The following is a 19,305-nucleotide window of genomic DNA, read 5'->3' on the forward strand; positions in this document are numbered from 1 at the left end:
AGGCTCTTCGCTCTATTGGATGGGCAATGCTCGAAAAAATAGTGTAATAGCCATGCAAATTCGTAAGAGTTTCTTTAAAACAGGGTATAAATGGGAGAGGGTAAAAAGGATTTAGACCCTGCGTGCTCCAAGCGCTGGAAGCCGAAGTTTGTTCGCGGTCATATAAACCATAGCAATCAGATTATGAACGTTTCTGTACCCCCGGGCTTTTCGTTTGGCAGCTTGCACAAGGCCATTAATGCCTTCGAGTAGACCGTTTGTCATCTTGCTGTGAAACCAACGAAGAATGCCTTCTTCATGGTTTTTCACCGTATTAGCAAGATCGATCATGGGTTCCAACTGGGAACGTCTCGCCCAACCTAACCATGCGCGTAAATAGACGTCAGCGAGTAGATGCGGCGTCGTCCATAGATCCTGCAAAGCCAACTTCAAGCGGTAGGCTCGGCCGGTTTTCAAGTTACTTCTAGTCAGATTGTTCAGTTGTTCTTTCTGTTCTGCTTTTAGGTTGGTTTCATTTTTCAACCATAAATATTTCGTTCGCTTTAGTTCTGGGTTTTCTTTTTGTTCGGCCTTGCGCACGTCATCAACGGCTTCATTCACCATTTTCATGACGTGAAACTTATCAAAGGTTATTTCTGCTGTGGGGAATTGCTCCTCAATTCCTCGAATAAATGCGACAGACATATCGCAGCAGATCTCCTGTATTTGTGCGGTTTCTGCGCCTTTATCATGCAGATGTTGGTTGAAACGCGCAAGGGTATCTTTCCCTTTTCCTTCTGTAGCGAACAGCACCGTCTTGGTATCCACATCCACAAACAACGTAATGTAGCGGTGACCGCGGCGTGATGAAGTTTCATCGATCGCTATTCGGCTGACTGAAGTTAGATCCACCTCAGCCATAGCTTGGTCGACGTAGTGATGGAAGATCCGCCACATCCGGGTGTCATGCTCTCGTAATTCACGAGCTGCTGCATTCACCGGCATTTCAGCCATTAATCGCATGGCCCATGCGTCAAATTGCAAGGTGAAATGCGATTTGGGACGTGACCATTTCACGGGTACTAGCGTTACCTTATTACAGTTCTTGCAGTCCGTTCTTGGAACTCTGGCATGCAAATAGGTTTTCCAGTTCCAGAAGTCGAGATGACGCCACATTTTTTTCTCTGTATCGTAAGCCTTACATGCGGTTCCGCAATTCGGACATGGAAACAGAGCTCCACGTTCAAAGTCGATAAATAAAGACCAAGCTTCATCTTGTTCATCGTACTCAATATGAGTTAATTTCCATGGTTCTTCAAGGGCTAACGCAACGTTGAACATGTCTGAAATTAGATTTTCGTTATGGCTGAATGAGGTCCACATCGTGTATACCACCCTATTAATAGTCTTAATAGGCAGTATGCTCAACTTCTCTAGTGAACAGACATCTGCCATTCACTGTAGCGAGGAAGCTTTATTAATGGTAAAGAAACAACAGTTACTGCATCTAATAGAGATGAATGTTATAAGTGTAGAGACTACTATATCAAGTATATTCTATCTCCTAATGATGCAGCAGGTATCTCGGGTTACGATACGTGGGCAAGGATCGGTTTAATGAGTGGGACAATAGAGTTAGGAAGATAAATTCTGAGTGAGGTGCCAAGATGAAAGTATGGAAATTATATTCAACAGCTATGTTTGAGGTTACTGTAAAAGATGGTAATTTCGATCTTGATTTTTGTACAGGAGTTTCTATGAATTCAAATAATGATTGGAAACCGATGGAGCTAGAGGTACTTGTTAAAGGTAAGGGGAAGGGTAAGGATTACCCTTACTTTATGCACCATGTACCTATAATGAGTGAAAAGATGCTTTCCGTAGTTAAAAACTTAATAACTGAACAAGTTGAAATTTTAGAAGCATTTATTGAATCAGAAACATATTATATTATTAATATAATTAATATGTCACAAGCAGTTGACTATGATTTATCAGATTTGAAAAGGGGCTCTTCTAGCGGAGATATAATAGGATTCCACAAAATTCAATTTAAACCTGACTTAGTTGAAGGAAATATTTTAAAAATTAAAGAAAATGCCGCTACACAAGCTTTTGTCACCGACACATTCCGTGACGCTGTACTGAAAGCAAAAATCAAAGGAATCGATTTTGAACTCGTATGGGACTCTGAAGAAGACTCCGAAGAAACAGCTAGAATTGAAGAAGAGAGAAGACGTAACTACGAGCGTCATATTGCCGAGATTGAAAGTCATCCAGGGCCTCGATTCAGTTGGTCGGAAGCCTACCAGATGGTAGAGCAAGGAAAGGCAATGGCAAGCGGGAAATGGAAACTGCAAGCCGATTCTAAAGGTGGGGTTTTAATCGGAGATATTCTTCACGACGGCAGTTATTCCTGGATTAACCCGATTTTTATTCCACCAGTTCTTCTATATCTTGCATGGCATGAAGTAGAGAAATCCACCAATGTAGATCAACCGGAGGCGTAACGTGAAACGAATTTTATTAACCATATTTTCAATTTTTTTACACTTCAGTTTATTCTAATGAGCGCGGGAGTAGTGCTGGCTAATGGCACAACTCCCGTAACAACGGCCACATTTTCTGGTGGACAAGGCAAGAACGGCAGTAATGGCTGTAGAAGCTTTTCTGCCGTTATTCGTTGTAATTTCATAAAATTCGGATATACCGCATTAACTTATTGTCTTTATTCCATACGAATGACTTAGTTCCTATCTAACTGTGAAATAAGTAAAGCGATTACGGCTCGTCACAGCCTTTTCCGCCTTTACCACGTCACCCAGTCCCATCATTGCTCTGAATATACTCGGCCGGCTTAATGCCCACGTATCTGGTGAAGGCGCGCTTGAACGAATACACGTTTTCATAGCCGACTTTGGAGGCGATGGTGTCGAAGTCGGTGCCGACTTCGCGCAGCAGCTCTTTCGCTTTTTCCATCCGCAGCCGGGATAGGTAGTCGTAGAAATTGACGCCGGCTACCTCCTTGAACGTCTTCGAAACACTTGATACCGACATATCGATCATCGCCGCAAGCGACTTAAGCGATACATCGGATTGGCTATAATTCCTGTTCACGTAATCTAGCAGCTTATTGCCAACTTCCATGGCAGACGATGGGTTGGAGTATTGAATTCGCTCACAGATGACCGTGCATACTTCAAATACATAACCCCACATTGCTCCAAGGTCGGCTGATTCGGCCCGACTCTCGAACTGCTTGGCGTAAATGCTGGAGCTGATATTCATTTCGCTTAAAACGCGCAGCATCGTTTCCATCAGCAAAGTCACGAGTCGGAAGCCGCTCGCCGAGGGCAGACTTCGGCGCTCATTCTCTTCCTTGATTTCACTAACTATTCGTATCGCTGTATCCAGATTTCCAATTTTCAAATTGCTGATTAGCTGAACTTCCCAGTCGGTTGGATAATAATAGCGATCATCAGAGATGACCGTTTCCTCCTGCCGATCTTGGACATGCTGGCGCTTGAAGAGAGCCATCTGCAAACTTTCATTGGCGGTATAGTAAGACTTGCTTATGCCGATCAACCCTTTTTCGAAAGCTCCATGACGAATATCAGGGCGGATCCCGCAAATGAGCTCCATTTCCTCGGAAATATCGGACATAATGCGATCCATCAATCCAAGGTCTACAGGCGGTTGCGCTAGCGATACGATAATGGCTTTATCCGCATCCGTTATCTCGAACAGATGATAGTCCAGCGAATGGCGCTGGAACATCTGCTCCGCGATAATAATGACGCCCATCTCGATCCTGCGGAGGCTCGCGATGTCGGTATCATCACCGAAGTTGTGGAAGCGGAGCAGCATCGTGCAATAATACATCTCCTCCGTATACCCAATGCTGAATTTTCGGAAAATCGCCGACTGCCGGTCATCCGTAAAATAGCCTTTCAGCAGCCGAAGCAGCAGATTTGAGCGCGCTGCGCTTTCGTAATCAGACATCGCTTGATGCAGGGACTGATTTTCGCTCATTAGACGCTCGAATTTCCGTTCAATCTGGTTATATTCAGAACCGACTCGAACTGGACCCGGTGTTACGTCATCCCGTCCCAGCTCGGTCAGTTTATGGAGCAAAGCGGCAAGCGGCCGATAGCTGATCTTGGCCAGGCCATAAGCGACAACAGCTCCAGCCAAGAGGGATAGAACTAGGGCCAGGAGGGAGCCGATCCATCTCTTCAAGCCGGTCAAGCTGTCATCATAATAGGTGAGTGTGTACATCCAATTGCTTGCCTGGGACTGCAGCTTCAGCTCGCTTGGACTTCCTTCCGGAATTGCAAGCAGGCCAGCGGAATGTTCGTACACAATGGCATCGTTGGCAGAGACAATAAGCTCCCCTGAGGGAATGATGCCATAATTGTTCAGATAATCCGCCAAATACGCATTATCGATAAATAGGATGAGCGTAGCTCTAGGCTTACCGGTAACTTCGAGGCTTTGCTGGACCGGGATGACCTTTTTTGTGTTACCCCATAGATGGATCGAAATAGGCTCGCCGACATCAAAATACCGATAGCTGCGGATGCCGTCCAGCATCTTTGAACGTGCCTTTTCGTCGAAAAGCGCTACCTCGGAGAAAAAGTCCCTTTCGGAATAGGAGCCCCATTGTGATAGAACCAACCCCTTTTCCGGATAAACAATTACCCCAAAGGAGACGATTTCCAGAGAGCTGAACAGATTTTTCATATCCTTATTGATCTTCATCATGCTCAGAACGTCGAACTCCCGGTCGAACACATCGCTGCGTTCCATCCGTTTGCGGACCCAAGATTCTTGGCTCAGCATGCTGCCTGCATTTTGCAACTCGATCAATTGCCTGTCCATGATGTCCGACGTCCGCCGAGCGTCCGCCATATGGCTCTCATACAGCCTTATTTGCTCCACTTTGATATTGCGGTAGATGCCGATGGCAGTGAACACAATAATGGGAATCATCACAAGGAAAAAATAAGACAAGAAGGTTTTCTGAAAGATGCCCCCAGACAAGCGCTTCATGGTGAGTGCCTCCTTCCGAAATCATTTCTCGTAGAGCCAAAAGGCAAACCGGATAGAAATATGTCCGATCTGCCCCTTTGGTTAGGCTAACTTATCGATTTTCTAGAAAACTATTGAATACTGTTATAACGATCAAGCAACTGTTGGTCGATCGCAATCAGCTCGTCCAAGCCGAGCTTTTTCATCTCTGCGATATATTGATCCCAGTCATCGAGTGACTTCTGGCCAAGTGCGAGCTTGGTGGCAAGCTCAGTGGAATAGGTGGTCAGATTGGTTAAAATTTGTGTTTTGGCATCCAGCTGTTTCTCGTCCGGAATAGCTAGGAAGTTAGCCGTAGAGTTGTAGTAGAAAGGTTTGTATTTCAGCACTTGAAGCTCATTGTCAGCCTTTGACTTCGGCACACGGGATAGCTCGAATTCAAGATTCGCCATCTGGACTCTAGGGAATACGGTGCCGCCGAACAGTAGGGCGCCTTGTACCTGTTTGTTTTTGGCGAGCTCGGCATCGGGGCCATTGTTGATGAATTGTTTGGCTCCAGTCTCGTCTAATTTATAGGTCTGGTCTTTTATCCCCCAATAATGCAGGTCGGCGTACTTCTCCGAATAGATCATATCGAAATATTTAATTGCAGCCTCAACATCTTTGGCGTCCTTCGTGATCGCATATTTTTCCCAGACTAGAAAAGGAGGTTCTACCTGCATAGCGGGATCGATTCCGTCTATCGCCTTAAGCGGCATGAGTGGAGTATAGCTGCCACCCTTCGCCACATTGAGCTCTGACCACATTTCCAGATTGTAGCTATGGAAGGAGGAGACCTTGTCATCGATCATTTTCTGCTGCGTCTGCTCACCGCTGGCGGCGATCAGATTCGTATCGAGAATGCCTTCTTTAACGAGACGCTGCAAATAGCGGAAATAATCTTTGACGCCATCCTGGTACCAGGGGGAGACGATTTTTTTGCCATCGTAGTCGATGGCCGTAATATCGGTGCCTAGCCCGAACCACTGCGCGATGGAGCCGGAAAAAGAGCCAGGATTGTATAACAACACTTCATCCTTTTGACCATTGTTGTTGGCATCTTCTTCACGCATTTTTTTCAGCGCTTGCAAATATTCCTCAGCCGTAGTCGGAGCGGGCAGCTTCAACTTGTCCAGCCAATCCTGGCGGAGCAGCATCGTAAGGGACACTGGAGCGGGCTGATCGCCCTGATACGTTTTTTTGTGGAGGCTGCTGAACCAGTACATCTTCCCGTCAGGTGATATCGTTGTTTTTTTGGCAATAGGGAACTGCTCGTCGTACATTTTTCTGATGTTGCCATTGCTGTATTTCTCGATTAGCGGATTCAAATCCTGAAGAGCACCTTGCTTGGCCAGATTGAGCACCGTCACATTGTCCAGTGCCGAGATGTTGACGATATCCGGCAGCTTATTGCCGGACGCCATTCTTGTCTGAATGACAACGTTGTATTGCTCGCTCGGCACGAGCTCATAGGTTGGGTTAATGCCCGCTTCTTTGATCATCTTGTCGATTTCCGTCCAGACAGGGTACTTCTCCCGTTCTTCAAACTTAATATAGCGGTTTCCAAAATCAGGGCCGAGCAACCGTAGATTGCCCCTCTGCGCTTCGGAGGAGCCGCCCTCTCCAGCATTGCTGCAAGCGCTTACTAACAGGGTCGAAATAAGGGCCGATAACCCAAGCCATCTCAAGCTTTTTCTTGTTTTCAATGATAATCCTCCTCTAAGGGCTATTCTTTCAACGAGCCAAGCAGTGCTCCCTTAATGAAAAATCTCTGGAAAAACGGATAGGTGCAAATAACGGGTAAAGTGGTGAACACGATAATGGAATACTTCAGTTGCATGTTGGTCAGAATGTTGGCCATCGCCGTCCGGTTCTCTTCCATGGTCAGCTCCTTGAGATCGACGGATTGCTGGACAACGATTCGGTACAGGTACATTTGCAGCGGATGAAGCTGTTCATTGGGCAGATAAACGAGTGCTTCGAACCAGCTGTTCCAGATGCCAACGATGGAGTATATAGCGATAACAGCTAGGATAGGCTTTGATATAGGCAAAATAATTCGAGTAAGCAGCTGCCAATGAGAGGCGCCGTCGATAAAAGCCGACTCTTTCAAACCTTCCGGTATCGTCATGAAAAACGTTCGGACAAGAATGATGTTCCATATGCTCACGGCACCGGGTATGATGACGGCGAACATCGTGTTGTAGAGCCCCAACTGATTAACAAGTAGGAAGGACGGGATCAACCCGCCTCCGAAATACATCGGAATAATCAAGTAGGCGATGATCCATTTGCGGCCTTTAAGATTGCGGGCGGTGAGTGGATAGGCGCCAAGCACAGCCGCGAGGCAGTTTAGTATCGTTCCGCAGGCGACATAGATTAGCGTATTGGAGTACGCCCACCACATCTGCGCGTCTTTGACGATCAGCTCATAGGAGCCGAGGTAGAAGCCTTTTGGAAAGAACAGCACGTTCATGGCCGCGACCTCTCGCGGAGAGCTGATCGACATAATAATGACGTAATAGAAAGGATACAGCGTGGCGAGGCATAAAACGAGCGCTATGGCGTAGAGAAAGATGTCCACCGTAGTGGAGCCCTGGCGGATGACGTTCGAATTTCGTTTAACCCAAGTACTCATCATGTCCCTCCTTTACCACAGCGCGTAATCGGAATATTTGCGAGCGAGCTTGTTCGCCAGAAATAGCAGGGAGAAGTTAATGAGCGAGATGAACAGCCCAATCGCTGTACCCGAGCTGAAATTCCCTCCGAGCAGGCCATACCGATAGAGATAGGTGCCGATGACATCTGCCGTTTCATACAGAGTTGGGTTGTAAATAAGCAGGATGAATTCGCTGTTAGCACCTAGCAGGCCGCCAATGGCGAAAATAAGCAGGATAAAAATCGTTGGGCGGATGGAGGGCAGCGTAATATGCAGCATCTGTTTGAATCGATTCGCACCGTCCATCTTGGCCGCTTCATAAAGGTGGGGATCAACGGATGACATGGCAGACAGGTACAGGATGCTGCTCCAGCCGAAAGACTTCCAGATCGTCGTAATAATGTAAATTGCCGCGAAATACCCCGGCTCGGTCGCAAACGAGATCGGCGTCCCTCCGAACATTTTAACGAAGGAGTTCACGATTCCGTCCGTGTTGATGAAGGCCAGCACCATGCCGGCTACGACAACATTGGAGATGAAGTGAGGCAAATAGCTGGCTGTTTGTACATACTTTTTGAAAATGCCATGTCTCAGCTCGTTCACCAGCAGCGCGAACAGAATCGGCACCCAGAAACCAAGCACGAGCGAGAGAAAGCTCAAGTTGAATGTATTACGCATTAAACGTACGAAATAAGGTCCGTTCAGAAAATCAGTAAAATGTTTAAGGCCGACCCAATCCGTACCACCCGTAAAGGAAAGGAAGGGGCTTCCAGGGTAGTAATTCTGAAAAGCGATTACGATTCCATACATCGGAATATAGCTGAACACGAAAATATGCAGCAGCACGGGAAGCATAATGACGTAGAGCTGGATGTTCTCCCGAAGGCGAAAATGCGGCGTTTTGCGTGACATCACAGCTGCTTTCACAGGAGGGGCTGCTTTCACGTTGAGTGGCAACTCCTTTCAGAGAAAATGCATGTTGTACGGGCCCGTACTATAGGTTTCATGTTAATGAGCCTGATTTGGAAGGGCAACGAACACTTTTTGAAATCGCTAACAATTTTTGAATGCATGATAGTAAAAGGAGTAGAATCCAGTAGCGGCGCGGCTTTCCAGCCTCTTCTCATGAACGCAAAAAAAGACTGTTCACCCGGCTAGGCCGGAGAACAGTCTTTGCGACTATTGCTTATTTACGATGTCTTTCATGACATCATCGATCATTTGGGAGCTTGCGATCGGGCCGTAGTACAGCCAGCTAGAGGTGCGCGGGTATTCGTATACGTTGCCGTTTTTCACTGCTTTGACAGACTTCCAGATCGGCTCTTCCAACGCCTTGGCGCCTGTGCCTTTGTCGCTGTTGATCAGAATCAGATGGTCGGCGTCGAGCTCGGCCAATTTCTCAAGGGAGATCGAATTCCAGTTGCCTGTGCCCTTAGCGGAAATTTCCTTCACGATAGCGGGAGACTGGAATCCAAGGTCACCGTAGAGCAGGGAGCCGCTCGACTGTTTGTCGCTGACGATGAAAAATTTGTTTTTCACGAGCCAAATCGCTGCGACCGACTGGCCAGGCAGCTTAGCTTGAATGCTTGATTTGGCATCGGCGGCTTTTTTCTCGTAATCGTCCAGCACTTTCTGTGCTTCATCCCCCTTGTCCAACACTTCGCCCATTTTCAGAAGCGCTTTACGCCAATCGTTCACGACGCTGTCGCCGAGGACGTAGGTCGGAGCGATTTTGGAGTACTGCCCGTATTTTTGTCCTTCAACGGTGGCGCTGGAGCCAACGATGAGCAGATCGGGTTCAAACTTTGTCACGTCTTCGAACGGAAGATCGTACGGAATCGTCGGAATGTCCTTAAGCGAATCTTGCAAATAATCCTGGATGCCGTTGGATACCTTCCACTGAGCGACCGGCTTGACGCCGAGCGCGACGAGGTAATCCTCCAGATAGGAAGCGATAATCCGCTGAGGATTGGCCGGTACGGTCACCTCGTTGCCGAGCCCGTCCGTCAGCTTGCGCTCCGCGGCAGGCGATGCGGAAGGTGCAGCGGATGGAGCTGGAGTGGCCTCCCCGCCCGAATTGGATTGGGTATTATTCGTATTGCTGCCGCATGCGGCGAGCAGCAGGGTCGTCAAGATTGTCAGCAGTAAAACCAGTGTCTTTTTTTGAAAAAACAAGAAGATTACCCCCCTCTATAGTGACTAGAAAATAAAACAAGCAAGTGAATGATATCAATAATCATTATCAATGTCAATTAATGGGGCATTACCCCCCTATTTGCGGATGGAAGCATCAAACGTCAGCGGGCGGCTGCGCGCCCGCTTGGACCATAATTTCTCATGCGCGAGCAGCAGCCGTGGTTTCAAAGGGCTGCGATGCGAGTTGACGGTGCGCCGCAAAAAGATCGGCACCGCCGAACTGGCGATGAAAATTGCAGCTCTCGTAAAATTATTTTCCTCCATCAGCCAGCCGCAAAGAGAGCTCGCGCCAAAGTCGCACCACAGAAACTGATGGATGGAATACTTGGGAAGGATGACGATGATCATCCTTTTTCTGAGCACGGATTGAAGCATGGGATGGAACCGCCTCCTTGACTGTCGGCACGCTCCTGTTCGTCCCAAATCTCGACAAGAATGCATGAGGGAGATGACCGACGGTAATCGTTAGTTAGTACCATTTTATTAAGAAGCAGCTTTGTCCCATACCGAAAAAAAAGGTCAACTCCAACTAGAGCCGACCTTTTTGTGCTGCATTCATCCATGCAGAAGAGTGAGTTAGGTTCTGCTTTTGCCCAATTATTCTGGGCATCAGCGCTACGGCCGCCCGCTGCGGAAGCGGTCGGGCGTGTCGCCGGTAAGGCGGCGGAACGTCGCGATAAAATGGCTGACGTCACGGAAGCCGGTTTGCTTCGCGATGAGACGCAGCGGCCCGACGGTGGCGCTCGATTATGTGAACGAGGTGCACAAGTATTATGACGCGCTCAGCAAGCAGCATGTTGCCGCTGACATGATTGGCGTGGAGGAGAATTTTTCGCGTTATGAGGTCATTGTCGCCCCGGTAATGTATATGGTGAAGCCGAGCTTTGCGCAGCGAGTAGAGCAATTCGTGAAAAATGGCGGCACGTTCATAACGACGTTTTTCAGCGGCATCGTGAACGAAAACGATCTGGAACAGCGGAATCGGATCGTCATGACCGCTCCTTGGAGCGGATTGGAAGGCACGGGGGCAGATGCCGCTGAGCTTGCGGACTATACCGCCGCCGACGCTGCTTTGGAGACGGCCCCGAGTTCTGAGACAACCGAGTACGGCTGCGGTCTGCTATGCAATCTTATTCATGCCGGGAGCGCGGCATTGCGCCGCTGGTGCTGGCTGCATCCGAGCAGCTTGAATCTGCAGTACGTGTCAAGGACGGTATGCGTTATCTCTTCCTGCTCAACCATGCGGCGCAGGAAGGATGGGCAGAGCTGGATGCCTCAGTTATCGCAACAGATCTGCTAGGCGGCGAGATTGACAGTCGGCGGGTTTTAGTGCCAGCGCGCGGCGTGAGAATCATTCGCCGACATGGCTTTAACCAACAGTGAATCAAAAGGCAAGATCCGTAAATTGACAGTACCCTGGCGTCAAGAGTAAAGTCAGGGCATTCAATATGGTGCGGAAGGAGTCTTGCCTATGGGGTCTGGAGAGCGAGCAGACATAGTGTTAGAAGTAAGAGACGACACGGAAGTACTGAGCATTCCGCTGCCTGAGCTGTTCAGTTGGTCGGCGATGCTCAGCTACTTGGCCCGTTCCAGCGACGAAACGCTGTACCGGATTAGCGACGGAGCGGTAACTAAGTTATTTCATGAGCATGGGGAGACGACGCTGGTTCGATTCCAGTACGTGTTGGGCCAGACCGCTGCGTTCCCCTCTTCCGCTCACCGTCTGGAAGCGAGCTTCCTTGCTCCAAACGGCGAAGTTCCATCCCCGCGGATGAAGGCATTAGTACGCCGTTTTGCGGAGGAATGGTTCGATCTGGACCGCGACCTGACAGACTTCTACGCGCTGGCACAGCGCGATTCGCTGCTTCGCGGGGCTGTCGAGGAATTTCACGGCCTCCGTATCGTGGGCATACCCGACTTGTTCGAGGCACTCTGCTGGGGGATAATCGGCCAGCAGATTAACCTTTCCTTCGCCTATACGCTCAAAAAGCGATTCACCGAAGCGTTCGGGCGCCAGATGGAACGAGATGGGGAAATATTCTGGGCTTTTCCCAAGCCCGAGGATGTGGCAGAGCTGCAGGTACCGGACATTGCGGCGCTACAAATGACGGCTCGCAAGTCGGAGTACCTGATCGGAGCAGCCAAAGCATTGGCTGACAGGAGCATAGACAAAGCGACCCTGCTAAATGGCGGTTGGGCGCAGGCGGAGCGCCACCTGCTCGCGATGCGAGGCATCGGGCCATGGACGGCGCATTATGTACTGATGCGTTGCCTGCGCATGCCGGAGGCGTTGCCTGCCGCGGATGTAGGCCTGCATCATGCGATAAGAGTCGCTGCGGCGATGGACCGCAAGCCGACCGAAGCCGAGGTAAGGGAGTTTGCCAAGGCGTGGGCAGGCTGGGAGGCCTATGCTACTTTTTATCTTTGGCGTACGCTTTACTAGGAACTAAGAACGAATGGGTACAAGGGACGAGCTGCATTCAGCCGTCTCTTTTTTTAATTTCCTACCGCTTGCAAGAGAATTTGCGAGAGACCTATTATAGATTCAAAGCTTCTATTTTCACGAAATATCCCTATTCTCCGCTTCGCTCCGCCTATTCAGCGATTCGCATTAAGCGTTTGAAAACCCTGAACTTTTTTCATACGGCGACCATTAACGAGAAATATTTCAATAACCGATAATATTCGACAGCAACTGACATTAGTTCAATGGTACTATATGAAAAGAGTTTATGCGAGAGTTGGCCTATTGGTGAAGACGCTTAAATCATGGATGCTATAGGAGGAGAGGAAGTTTGGAGAAAAGGCTGCCGAAAGTTGTCGTTCTAGGCGGTGGAGTGGCCGGAATGAGTGCTGCTCATGAGCTTGCAGAAAGAGGATTCGAAGTCTCCCTTTATGAAGCGAGAGCTACTATGGGTGGCAAGGCCCGAAGCATGGATGTGAAGGGGAGCGGCCTGGAAGGGCGCAAGGATTTACCTGGTGAGCACGGCTTCCGCTTTTTCCCTAAATTCTACAAGCATGTCACGGATACGATGAAAAGAATCCCATACGGCGACAACCGCTACGGTGTCTACGACAATCTGATAGAAGGTACGCGTCTGGGGCTAGCGTTTGATGACCGGGCGATGCTGCCCTTTTTAACGGAGTTTCCGGAGTCTATCGGGGATTACAAAGTTTTTTTTCAATCCATTTTCGGAAATCACCTGGGGCTTACGAGCGAGGAAGCGGCCCATTATGGCCTCAAGTTGTATGAGATTGCATCCAGCTGTAAGCTGAGGCGCTATGGGGATTTTCAGCGGATCTCATGGTGGGACTTCATCGAAGCGGACAAGCAGTCGGAACAGTTCAAGCGCATTTTCGTAGGGCTGTCTCGAATCCTGGTAGCGGCTAAGGCTCAGGAAGCCAACGCATGCACGATTGGCAAGGTCGGAGCTACGCTAATGATGGATATGGTCACGCCGAACGGCAGTGCCGATCGTTTGTTAAACGGCCCGACCAACGAGGTGTGGATTAATCCCTGGTATGACCATCTGGAGTCGCTCGGCGTGAAAATATATCGGGATAGTCCAGTGAACGCGATTCACTGCGACAACGGAAACATTAGCAGCGTAACTGTGCTGATGGATGGACAGGAGCGGACTATCGTCGCTGACTGCTACATCGCGGCGTTTCCGGTTGAGGTGATGGCCGGCTTGCTGACTGATGAGCTGGTACAAGCCGATCGGCTACTTGCCGGAATTAAACCACTGAGTGAATCGGTAGAATGGATGAATGGCATTCAGTTCTACCTGAACGAAGATATACCGCTCATTCATGGGCATATCATCTGCATGGACAGTCCATGGGCTCTCACACTCGTTTCACAGCAGCAATTCTGGCCGGACTTCGATCTTGCGGAATACGGCAATGGCAAGGTAAAAGGGGTTTTATCGGTAGACGTGTCGGACTGGGAACGCAATGGTGTACTGTTCGGCAAACCTGCGATGTACTGCTCGGCGGAGGAGATTCGCCAGGAGGTTTGGCAGCAGCTCAAGGATCACTTTAATTATGAGGGAGATTTGCTGCATGACGGTCTTCTGGAGCACTGGTTCCTGGATGAAGACATTCAGTTCCCCAATCCTCATGAGGCGATCAATATGGAGCCGCTGCTCGTGAACAAGGTACATACATGGGAGCTTCGGCCCAACGCTTATACGTCTATCCCCAACCTTTACTTGGCCTCGGACTATGTTCGCACTAATACGGACCTTGCAACGATGGAAGGGGCCAACGAAGCGGCGAGAAGAGCTGTCAACGCGATTATCGATTACTACAAGATCAAGGCTGACAAGTGCCGGATATGGGAAATGTACTCGTTTGAACTGTTGTCCCTGTGGCAGCGCAACGATGCGGCCCGCTGGGAAGACGGCCTACCCTGGAACGGGAAAATTGTCGGCTAGCTGATCGGAAGGAAATCCCTGCCGTGATAGATTACATTCTTGCGCGCGAGTTCCAGGGGCTGATGTACTATCTGACTGCGTGCCTGTTGTTTTTAATTATTACTCCACGAGTATCCTTCATCAGGTACGGGCGCAAGCTGCTGTTTGTCGCTATCCTGGCGTTGACCTCGTATTTCTACTTGGCCTACGAGGAGATTGACCCTCTCGTCTATGTGCTTCATCTTGTACCGGTTTGTGTAGCTCTTATTGCCATCTATGAAGGCTGGATTCCTGGAGTGTCCACGACAGCCGCTTTCATATGGGGCAATATTTTCATTGCAGGGAATGAGTGGTTGCCCGGCACGCTGTCCATGGTCTTTATTTCTATAATTGGCATCATCTATCACTATCGGATGCCGTCGCCGGAATCGCTCAAAAGGATGCTGCTTGTACATTTCCTGCTTATCTTGGTCTATATCGCGCTGTTCATCGGGCTTTCTCTGTGGACCCAAGATCATATGGAATACCGAAGAATGATTGTGACCGGCATCGGGACGCTGCTCTCTTCCCCGCTCGTAGCTTATACGTATTACCTGGTCAAACACCAGGAGCGGCTGACTGAAGAGCTTTTCAATGCCGAAAAATATCATCTGATTGGCCAGTTGACCGCCTCGATCTCCCATGAGATCAGGAATCCTCTGACGACGGCGCGCGGGTTTCTCCAACTCATGGGCCGTCCCAATCTAGATGCCGCTACACTTGACCGCTACCGAATCAATGCGCTTGAAGGCATCGACGGGGCTAACGCCATCATCACAGACTATCTCAACTATTCCAAGCCTTCTGTGGAACAGCCGAGACTGCTGGATGTACGGCAGGAGCTGGCTAACGTTGAGCAGTGGGTCAAGCCGCTCTGTGTTATGTCCAACGTGGAGCTGGTATCGCGGCATAACACCGGGGATACACTGCTCGTCACCGGTGATTCTAAGAAGCTGCAGCAATGTTTACTCAACATTATGAAAAATGCCATAGAATCCATGCCGGAGGGGGGCGTGTTGACTATCAGCTCCCGCAAGGAGGATGAAAAGGTGTTAATCTTCATCCGCGATACCGGCATCGGCATGAATGAGCAGCAGCTCAAGCGAATTGGCATGCCGTTTTATACGACTAAGGACAAAGGAACTGGGCTCGGGTTAATGGTCGTCACCAACCTGATTCAGGCGATGGGCGGGCGTCTTTATTTCCGAAGCAAGCCAAGTCAAGGAACGATCTGTGAGGTGCATTTGCCTCTGGAGAAGACTTCTAGAGGCACCAGCGTTAGTGACCAACCCGCTCCAGAGTAATTTCCCAGCTTTGAGTCGAAGCCGGCCGCTCGTTCAAGTCAGGCCCCTGTTGAAATTGGGTCAGGGGCGGCGAGTGATCCACAAGCTCCAGCTTGCAACCTTGCGTCAATCGTGTCAGCAGCCAGCCGGACGCGCTGTGGGGCTGCCCAAGATGGGGCGGATCGTAGATCATGCCGCTTAGCAGACTGCCGTTAGCCGCAAGGCAAGGCAGCGGAGCGGCCCCCGCGCCTCCGTTCATGCGTATACGGATTAAGTACACACCGGCTCTTTCGATGGTCAGGACGTCGTCATTTTCTATTATGATGGCGTCTTTTTTTGCGACTGCTTGGTTCGTGGATTTCGTAGAGCGATGCCGTGTTTGCATGCGGTAAACGGGACGAGTGATACGAAAAAAAGAAGAATTCATTGGCGGTCAGCCTTTCCGAAGAACTTGATCTCTACAGTTTATGCCGCAATTAGAAGGGGAGTACGCCCCGCGTACCTTATTCTTATTGGGGATGAAAGATTACTGACAAACCGATTCGTCTCCGCTATGATAGTGCTGTTGGCAACATCTGCGTGATTAGAGGGGTTTAATTGAGTAGGAAAAAGGAGTGGCTGCGTGATGCAAATGCATAACAAACGGGTCATACCGATTTTTCGTATCTTCGACGAGCGCAAGGCGAGAGAGTTCTATGTCGACTTTCTGGGTGGAATTCCGCTATGGGAACATCGCTTCGAAAAAGATCTACCCCTATATATGGCCCTGTCATTAGGCGGATGCGAGCTGCATCTGTCGGAACATCACGGAGACGGCAGCCCGGGGGCCAATATCCGAATTGAGGCGGAGTGGGGACAACTGGAGGCGTTTCAGACTGCTCTGCTTGCCAAACGTTATACCTATGCGCGCCCCGGCTTGCAAACCCCGCCATGGGGCGGGCGGGAGCTCAGTGTGGGAGATCCTTTTGGCAACCGGCTGACCTTCTATGTACCGGATGCAGATGAGGGTCCGGGGGATGTCAGCAAGATCGATAAGTAATCAAGGAGGCTTTACTATGGACAACAAAGAACGTTTCTCCAGTCGTGTGGAGGATTATGTGAAATATCGCCCGAGCTATCCCGCAGAGGTGCTGGATGAAATCATGGCGCAGGGCGAACTGGTGGCAGAATCCGCCGTGGCAGACATCGGCGCGGGTACGGGCATTTTCTCCGGCTTGCTTATGGAGCAGGGCCTGCGCGTTATGGCCATTGAGCCGAACGCTGACATGGCACGCGCCGCCTGGGCCCAGCATGGCCCCAACGATTTGTTCGGCATCATGCTGGCGCCGGCGGAGGAAACAGGGATATCGTCTCATTCCATGGACGCGGTCGTTTGCGCACAATCGTTCCATTGGTTCGACGCCGAGGCGGCCAGAGTCGAGTTCGCCCGGATTCTCAAGCCGGACAAGCGGGTGTTCCTCGTTTGGAACACGCGGCTGCTGTCTGGCAGCCCATTTCTGGAGCAGTATGAAGAGCTGCTGCACCGGCTCGGTACGGATTACGGTAGCGTCAACCATCGTAATGTAAACGGCGACAAGTTGGAGAGCTTTTTCCGTGAGGGTACAATGACGCTCAAAACGTTCCCGAACAGCCAGCTATTCGATTTCGATGGAGTCAAGGGCCGCTTGTTGTCCTCCTCCTATGCACCACAGCCGGGCCATCCAAAGTACGAGCAGATGCTGGAGGAGCTGCGGCGTATCTTTGATGAAACGCAGACCGACGGTACGGTAAGCTTCGATTACGAGACGGAGCTGTACAGCGGGCTGGTATAGTGAGCTTTACTTAATGAGCTGATGCAGCGAATTTACGTAACGGGCTGGTGCAGGTTGGCGCTGTGCGCCATGCGGTTCTGGTAACCCGCCAGACGTTGACAAGCGCTGTCGGTTTCGCTAAAGTGATACCGAGTAAATGCATGTTTAACAGCCATATTCAGCGTGGAAGGGAAACAGTAGCGGAGCGGAGCTTCGGTGCCAGAGAGCCGGCGGTAGGTGCGAGCCGGTACGACAGCCGCCCGTGAATTACGTCCTGGAGCATCCTCATTCGAACCTGCCTATGGCAGAAGGTTGAGGACGGAAGCCGACCGATATCCGGCATGAGCGGAGCTTCGACTACCAGGCCATTTGGCTCTGGAGAGGCTCAACCTAGGGTGGTACCGCGATGACTCGTCCCTGTTTATGACAGGGAGGGGTCTTTTCTTTTTTCATGCTGAGCAGGCCGAATTCATATTGGAGGGATCTAGAGATGGCGCAACAACAAGCAGCCGTGAATGCGGCGCTGCTGGAGGATCTGGAGTACAGGGGCCTGGTATATCAGGTCACGAATCGCGAGGAATTGAGTCAAAAAATGAGCGAGGGCCCGGTGACGCTGTATTGCGGCTTCGACCCGACGGCGGACAGCCTGCACATCGGCAGTCTGCTCCCGATTTTGATGCTGCGTCGCTTTCAGCAAGCGGGCCATAACTCTATCGCGCTCGTCGGCGGCGGAACCGGCCTGATCGGTGATCCCAGCGGACGCTCCACAGAGCGTTCCCTGAACACCGACGATACGGTCGCTGGCTGGACGGAATCGTTGAAGCGCCAGTTGTCGCGCTTCCTGGATTTTGAGACGGAGCAGAATCCGGCCCAACTCGTCAGCAACTACGACTGGCTCGCTTCGCTCGACATCATCACCTTCCTGCGCGACATCGGCAAAAACTTCACCGTCAACTACATGTTGGCCAAAGACTCCGTTGATTCACGCCTGGCTAACGGAATTTCCTTCACGGAGTTCAGCTACATGATCCTGCAGGCGTATGACTTCTATAAGCTGAACCGTGACCATGGCGTTAACCTGCAGCTCGGCGGCAGCGACCAATGGGGCAATATTACGGCTGGCCTTGATCTTATCGGCAAAACCGGCGGCAGCGGCGCTTACGGCATTACGATGCCACTCGTAACTAAAAGCGATGGCAAAAAATTCGGTAAGTCCGAATCCGGAGCTGTTTGGCTGGATCGCTCGAAAACGAGCGCGTACCAATTCTATCAATTCTGGATCAATACGGATGACAGCGACGTGATCCGTTTCCTGAAATACTTCACGTTCCTCTCCCGCGAAGAGGTAGGGGCGCTGGAAGCTCTCGTTGCATCGCAGCCGGAGAAACGCGAAGCTCAGCGCGAGCTTGCGCGCCAGGTGACTCGTATCGTGCATGGTGAAGAAGCGGTCGTGAGCGCTGAAAAGATTACAGCTGCGCTGTTTTCCGGCGATGTGACTCAACTGAGTGAAGCCGAGCTTGTTGAGGCGCTTCAGGATATGCCTACGACGGTAGTAAGCGGATCCGCCGAAACAGGCCTAATCGACTTGCTCGTCGAGACGAAGGCAGCTCCTTCGCGCCGTCAGGCGAAGCAAGACATCGAAAGCGGCGCCGTGTACGTGAACGGCGTTAAGCAAACCAGCATCGATACGGCTTTGACAGCAGAGCATCGCCTGCACGGGCGCTACATCGTGCTGCGCCGCGGCAAGAAAAATTACTACCTGGTGAAGTTTGAGTAGAGTAGGGTTTAAGGCGTAGGACCTGAGCAGCGGTGCCGCGCGAGAGAGAATTATGTGGGAAAAAGGTGTTCTTCGCTTGATGGCTGGCTCTCAG

General features: G+C 50.4%; 17 protein-coding genes and 1 other annotated feature. Of the genes, 9 read left to right on the forward strand and 8 right to left on the reverse strand.

Annotated elements, in window-relative coordinates:
* Positions 1–111: 111 nt before the first annotated feature.
* Positions 112–1,362 (reverse strand): ISL3 family transposase, encoded by a 1,251-nt coding sequence (locus CGZ75_RS20620; protein ID WP_089525266.1) that lies wholly within the window; start codon positions 1,360–1,362, stop codon positions 112–114.
* 284 nt (positions 1,363–1,646) lie between these two features.
* Between CGZ75_RS20620 and CGZ75_RS20630 the strand changes: the two genes are divergently transcribed.
* Positions 1,647–2,489 carry an Imm43 family immunity protein gene (locus tag CGZ75_RS20630; RefSeq protein WP_089526161.1) on the forward strand — a complete coding sequence of 281 codons (843 nt, stop codon included), beginning with the start codon at positions 1,647–1,649 and terminating at the stop codon, positions 2,487–2,489.
* Between the two features lie 307 nt (positions 2,490–2,796).
* Here the strand turns inward: CGZ75_RS20630 and CGZ75_RS20635 are convergent, their stop codons facing one another.
* The 6 genes from CGZ75_RS20635 to CGZ75_RS20660 all read right to left on the reverse strand — a co-directional run bounded on the left by CGZ75_RS20635 (position 2,797) and on the right by CGZ75_RS20660 (position 10,279).
* Positions 2,797–5,031, reverse strand: a complete 2,235-nt coding sequence (locus CGZ75_RS20635; protein ID WP_089526162.1) for a helix-turn-helix domain-containing protein — start codon at positions 5,029–5,031, stop codon at positions 2,797–2,799.
* A gap of 110 nt (positions 5,032–5,141) precedes the next feature.
* Positions 5,142–6,755: an extracellular solute-binding protein gene (locus tag CGZ75_RS20640; protein ID WP_245851003.1), complete on the reverse strand. Its 1,614-nt coding sequence runs from the start codon at positions 6,753–6,755 to the stop codon at positions 5,142–5,144.
* A gap of 20 nt (positions 6,756–6,775) precedes the next feature.
* A complete protein-coding gene (locus tag CGZ75_RS20645; protein WP_089526163.1) occupies positions 6,776–7,687 on the reverse strand; it encodes a carbohydrate ABC transporter permease in 912 nt (303 codons plus the stop codon).
* Positions 7,688–7,699: 12 nt separating this feature from the next.
* Positions 7,700–8,653, reverse strand: a complete 954-nt coding sequence (locus CGZ75_RS20650; RefSeq protein ID WP_245851005.1) for an ABC transporter permease — start codon at positions 8,651–8,653, stop codon at positions 7,700–7,702.
* 234 nt (positions 8,654–8,887) lie between these two features.
* A complete protein-coding gene (locus CGZ75_RS20655; protein ID WP_089526164.1) occupies positions 8,888–9,883 on the reverse strand; it encodes an iron-hydroxamate ABC transporter substrate-binding protein in 996 nt (331 codons plus the stop codon).
* Between the two features lie 96 nt (positions 9,884–9,979).
* A complete protein-coding gene (locus CGZ75_RS20660) occupies positions 9,980–10,279 on the reverse strand; it encodes a hypothetical protein (RefSeq protein ID WP_089526165.1) in 300 nt (99 codons plus the stop codon).
* A 214-nt stretch (positions 10,280–10,493) separates the two neighbouring features.
* On the opposite strand from CGZ75_RS20660, the gene CGZ75_RS20665 reads away from it, so the two are divergent.
* The 5 genes from CGZ75_RS20665 (at position 10,494) to CGZ75_RS20690 (ending at position 15,665) form a co-directional block, all read left to right on the forward strand.
* Positions 10,494–11,204 (forward strand): beta-galactosidase trimerization domain-containing protein, encoded by a 711-nt coding sequence (locus CGZ75_RS20665; protein ID WP_425436532.1) that lies wholly within the window; start codon positions 10,494–10,496, stop codon positions 11,202–11,204.
* On the forward strand, positions 11,135–11,287 hold the full coding sequence (locus CGZ75_RS26555; protein ID WP_425436555.1) for a Beta-galactosidase C-terminal domain: 153 nt from the start codon (positions 11,135–11,137) through the stop codon (positions 11,285–11,287). The genes CGZ75_RS20665 and CGZ75_RS26555 overlap by 70 nt, the downstream gene beginning before the upstream one ends.
* A gap of 88 nt (positions 11,288–11,375) precedes the next feature.
* Positions 11,376–12,347, forward strand: coding sequence for a DNA-3-methyladenine glycosylase family protein (locus tag CGZ75_RS20675; RefSeq protein WP_089526168.1), 972 nt, complete (start codon positions 11,376–11,378; stop codon positions 12,345–12,347).
* A gap of 352 nt (positions 12,348–12,699) precedes the next feature.
* Positions 12,700–14,343 (forward strand): hydroxysqualene dehydroxylase, encoded by a 1,644-nt coding sequence (locus CGZ75_RS20685; RefSeq protein ID WP_281255129.1) that lies wholly within the window; start codon positions 12,700–12,702, stop codon positions 14,341–14,343.
* Between the two features lie 23 nt (positions 14,344–14,366).
* Positions 14,367–15,665 (forward strand): sensor histidine kinase, encoded by a 1,299-nt coding sequence (locus CGZ75_RS20690; RefSeq protein ID WP_089526170.1) that lies wholly within the window; start codon positions 14,367–14,369, stop codon positions 15,663–15,665.
* Here the strand turns inward: CGZ75_RS20690 and CGZ75_RS20695 are convergent.
* A complete protein-coding gene (locus CGZ75_RS20695; RefSeq protein WP_089526171.1) occupies positions 15,640–16,071 on the reverse strand; it encodes a hypothetical protein in 432 nt (143 codons plus the stop codon). The genes CGZ75_RS20690 and CGZ75_RS20695 overlap by 26 nt on opposite strands.
* Before the next feature lie 198 nt (positions 16,072–16,269).
* Between CGZ75_RS20695 and CGZ75_RS20700 the strand changes: the two genes are divergently transcribed.
* From CGZ75_RS20700 to tyrS, 3 genes are all read left to right on the forward strand, one after another.
* On the forward strand, positions 16,270–16,683 hold the full coding sequence (locus tag CGZ75_RS20700) for a glyoxalase superfamily protein (protein ID WP_217900097.1): 414 nt from the start codon (positions 16,270–16,272) through the stop codon (positions 16,681–16,683).
* A 16-nt stretch (positions 16,684–16,699) separates the two neighbouring features.
* Positions 16,700–17,455 (forward strand): class I SAM-dependent methyltransferase, encoded by a 756-nt coding sequence (locus tag CGZ75_RS20705; protein WP_089526172.1) that lies wholly within the window; start codon positions 16,700–16,702, stop codon positions 17,453–17,455.
* A gap of 154 nt (positions 17,456–17,609) precedes the next feature.
* Positions 17,610–17,856 (forward strand) — a binding site (T-box leader).
* Positions 17,857–17,924: 68 nt separating this feature from the next.
* A complete protein-coding gene (gene tyrS / locus CGZ75_RS20710) occupies positions 17,925–19,211 on the forward strand; it encodes a tyrosine--tRNA ligase (RefSeq protein WP_089526173.1) in 1,287 nt (428 codons plus the stop codon).
* The last annotated feature ends 94 nt before the right edge of the window (positions 19,212–19,305 follow it).

The organism is Paenibacillus herberti (genome assembly GCF_002233675.1).
GTDB classification, from domain to species: Bacteria; Bacillota; Bacilli; order Paenibacillales; family Paenibacillaceae; genus Paenibacillus_O; species Paenibacillus_O herberti.

Bases quoted from the DNA above. Each gene is read 5' to 3' on its own strand.
- CGZ75_RS20620 (WP_089525266.1), bottom strand. From the start codon at position 1,362: ATGTGGACCTCATTCAGCCATAACGAAAATCTAATTTCAGACATGTTC.
- tyrS (WP_089526173.1), top strand. From the start codon at position 17,925: ATGGCGCAACAACAAGCAGCCGTGAATGCGGCGCTGCTGGAGGATCTG.
- CGZ75_RS20695 (WP_089526171.1), bottom strand. From the start codon at position 16,071: ATGAATTCTTCTTTTTTTCGTATCACTCGTCCCGTTTACCGCATGCAA.
- CGZ75_RS20700 (WP_217900097.1), top strand. From the start codon at position 16,270: ATGCAAATGCATAACAAACGGGTCATACCGATTTTTCGTATCTTCGAC.
- CGZ75_RS20630 (WP_089526161.1), top strand. From the start codon at position 1,647: ATGAAAGTATGGAAATTATATTCAACAGCTATGTTTGAGGTTACTGTA.
- CGZ75_RS20635 (WP_089526162.1), bottom strand. From the start codon at position 5,031: ATGAAGCGCTTGTCTGGGGGCATCTTTCAGAAAACCTTCTTGTCTTAT.
- CGZ75_RS20660 (WP_089526165.1), bottom strand. From the start codon at position 10,279: ATGCTTCAATCCGTGCTCAGAAAAAGGATGATCATCGTCATCCTTCCC.
- CGZ75_RS20705 (WP_089526172.1), top strand. From the start codon at position 16,700: ATGGACAACAAAGAACGTTTCTCCAGTCGTGTGGAGGATTATGTGAAA.
- CGZ75_RS20675 (WP_089526168.1), top strand. From the start codon at position 11,376: ATGGGGTCTGGAGAGCGAGCAGACATAGTGTTAGAAGTAAGAGACGAC.
- CGZ75_RS20645 (WP_089526163.1), bottom strand. From the start codon at position 7,687: ATGAGTACTTGGGTTAAACGAAATTCGAACGTCATCCGCCAGGGCTCC.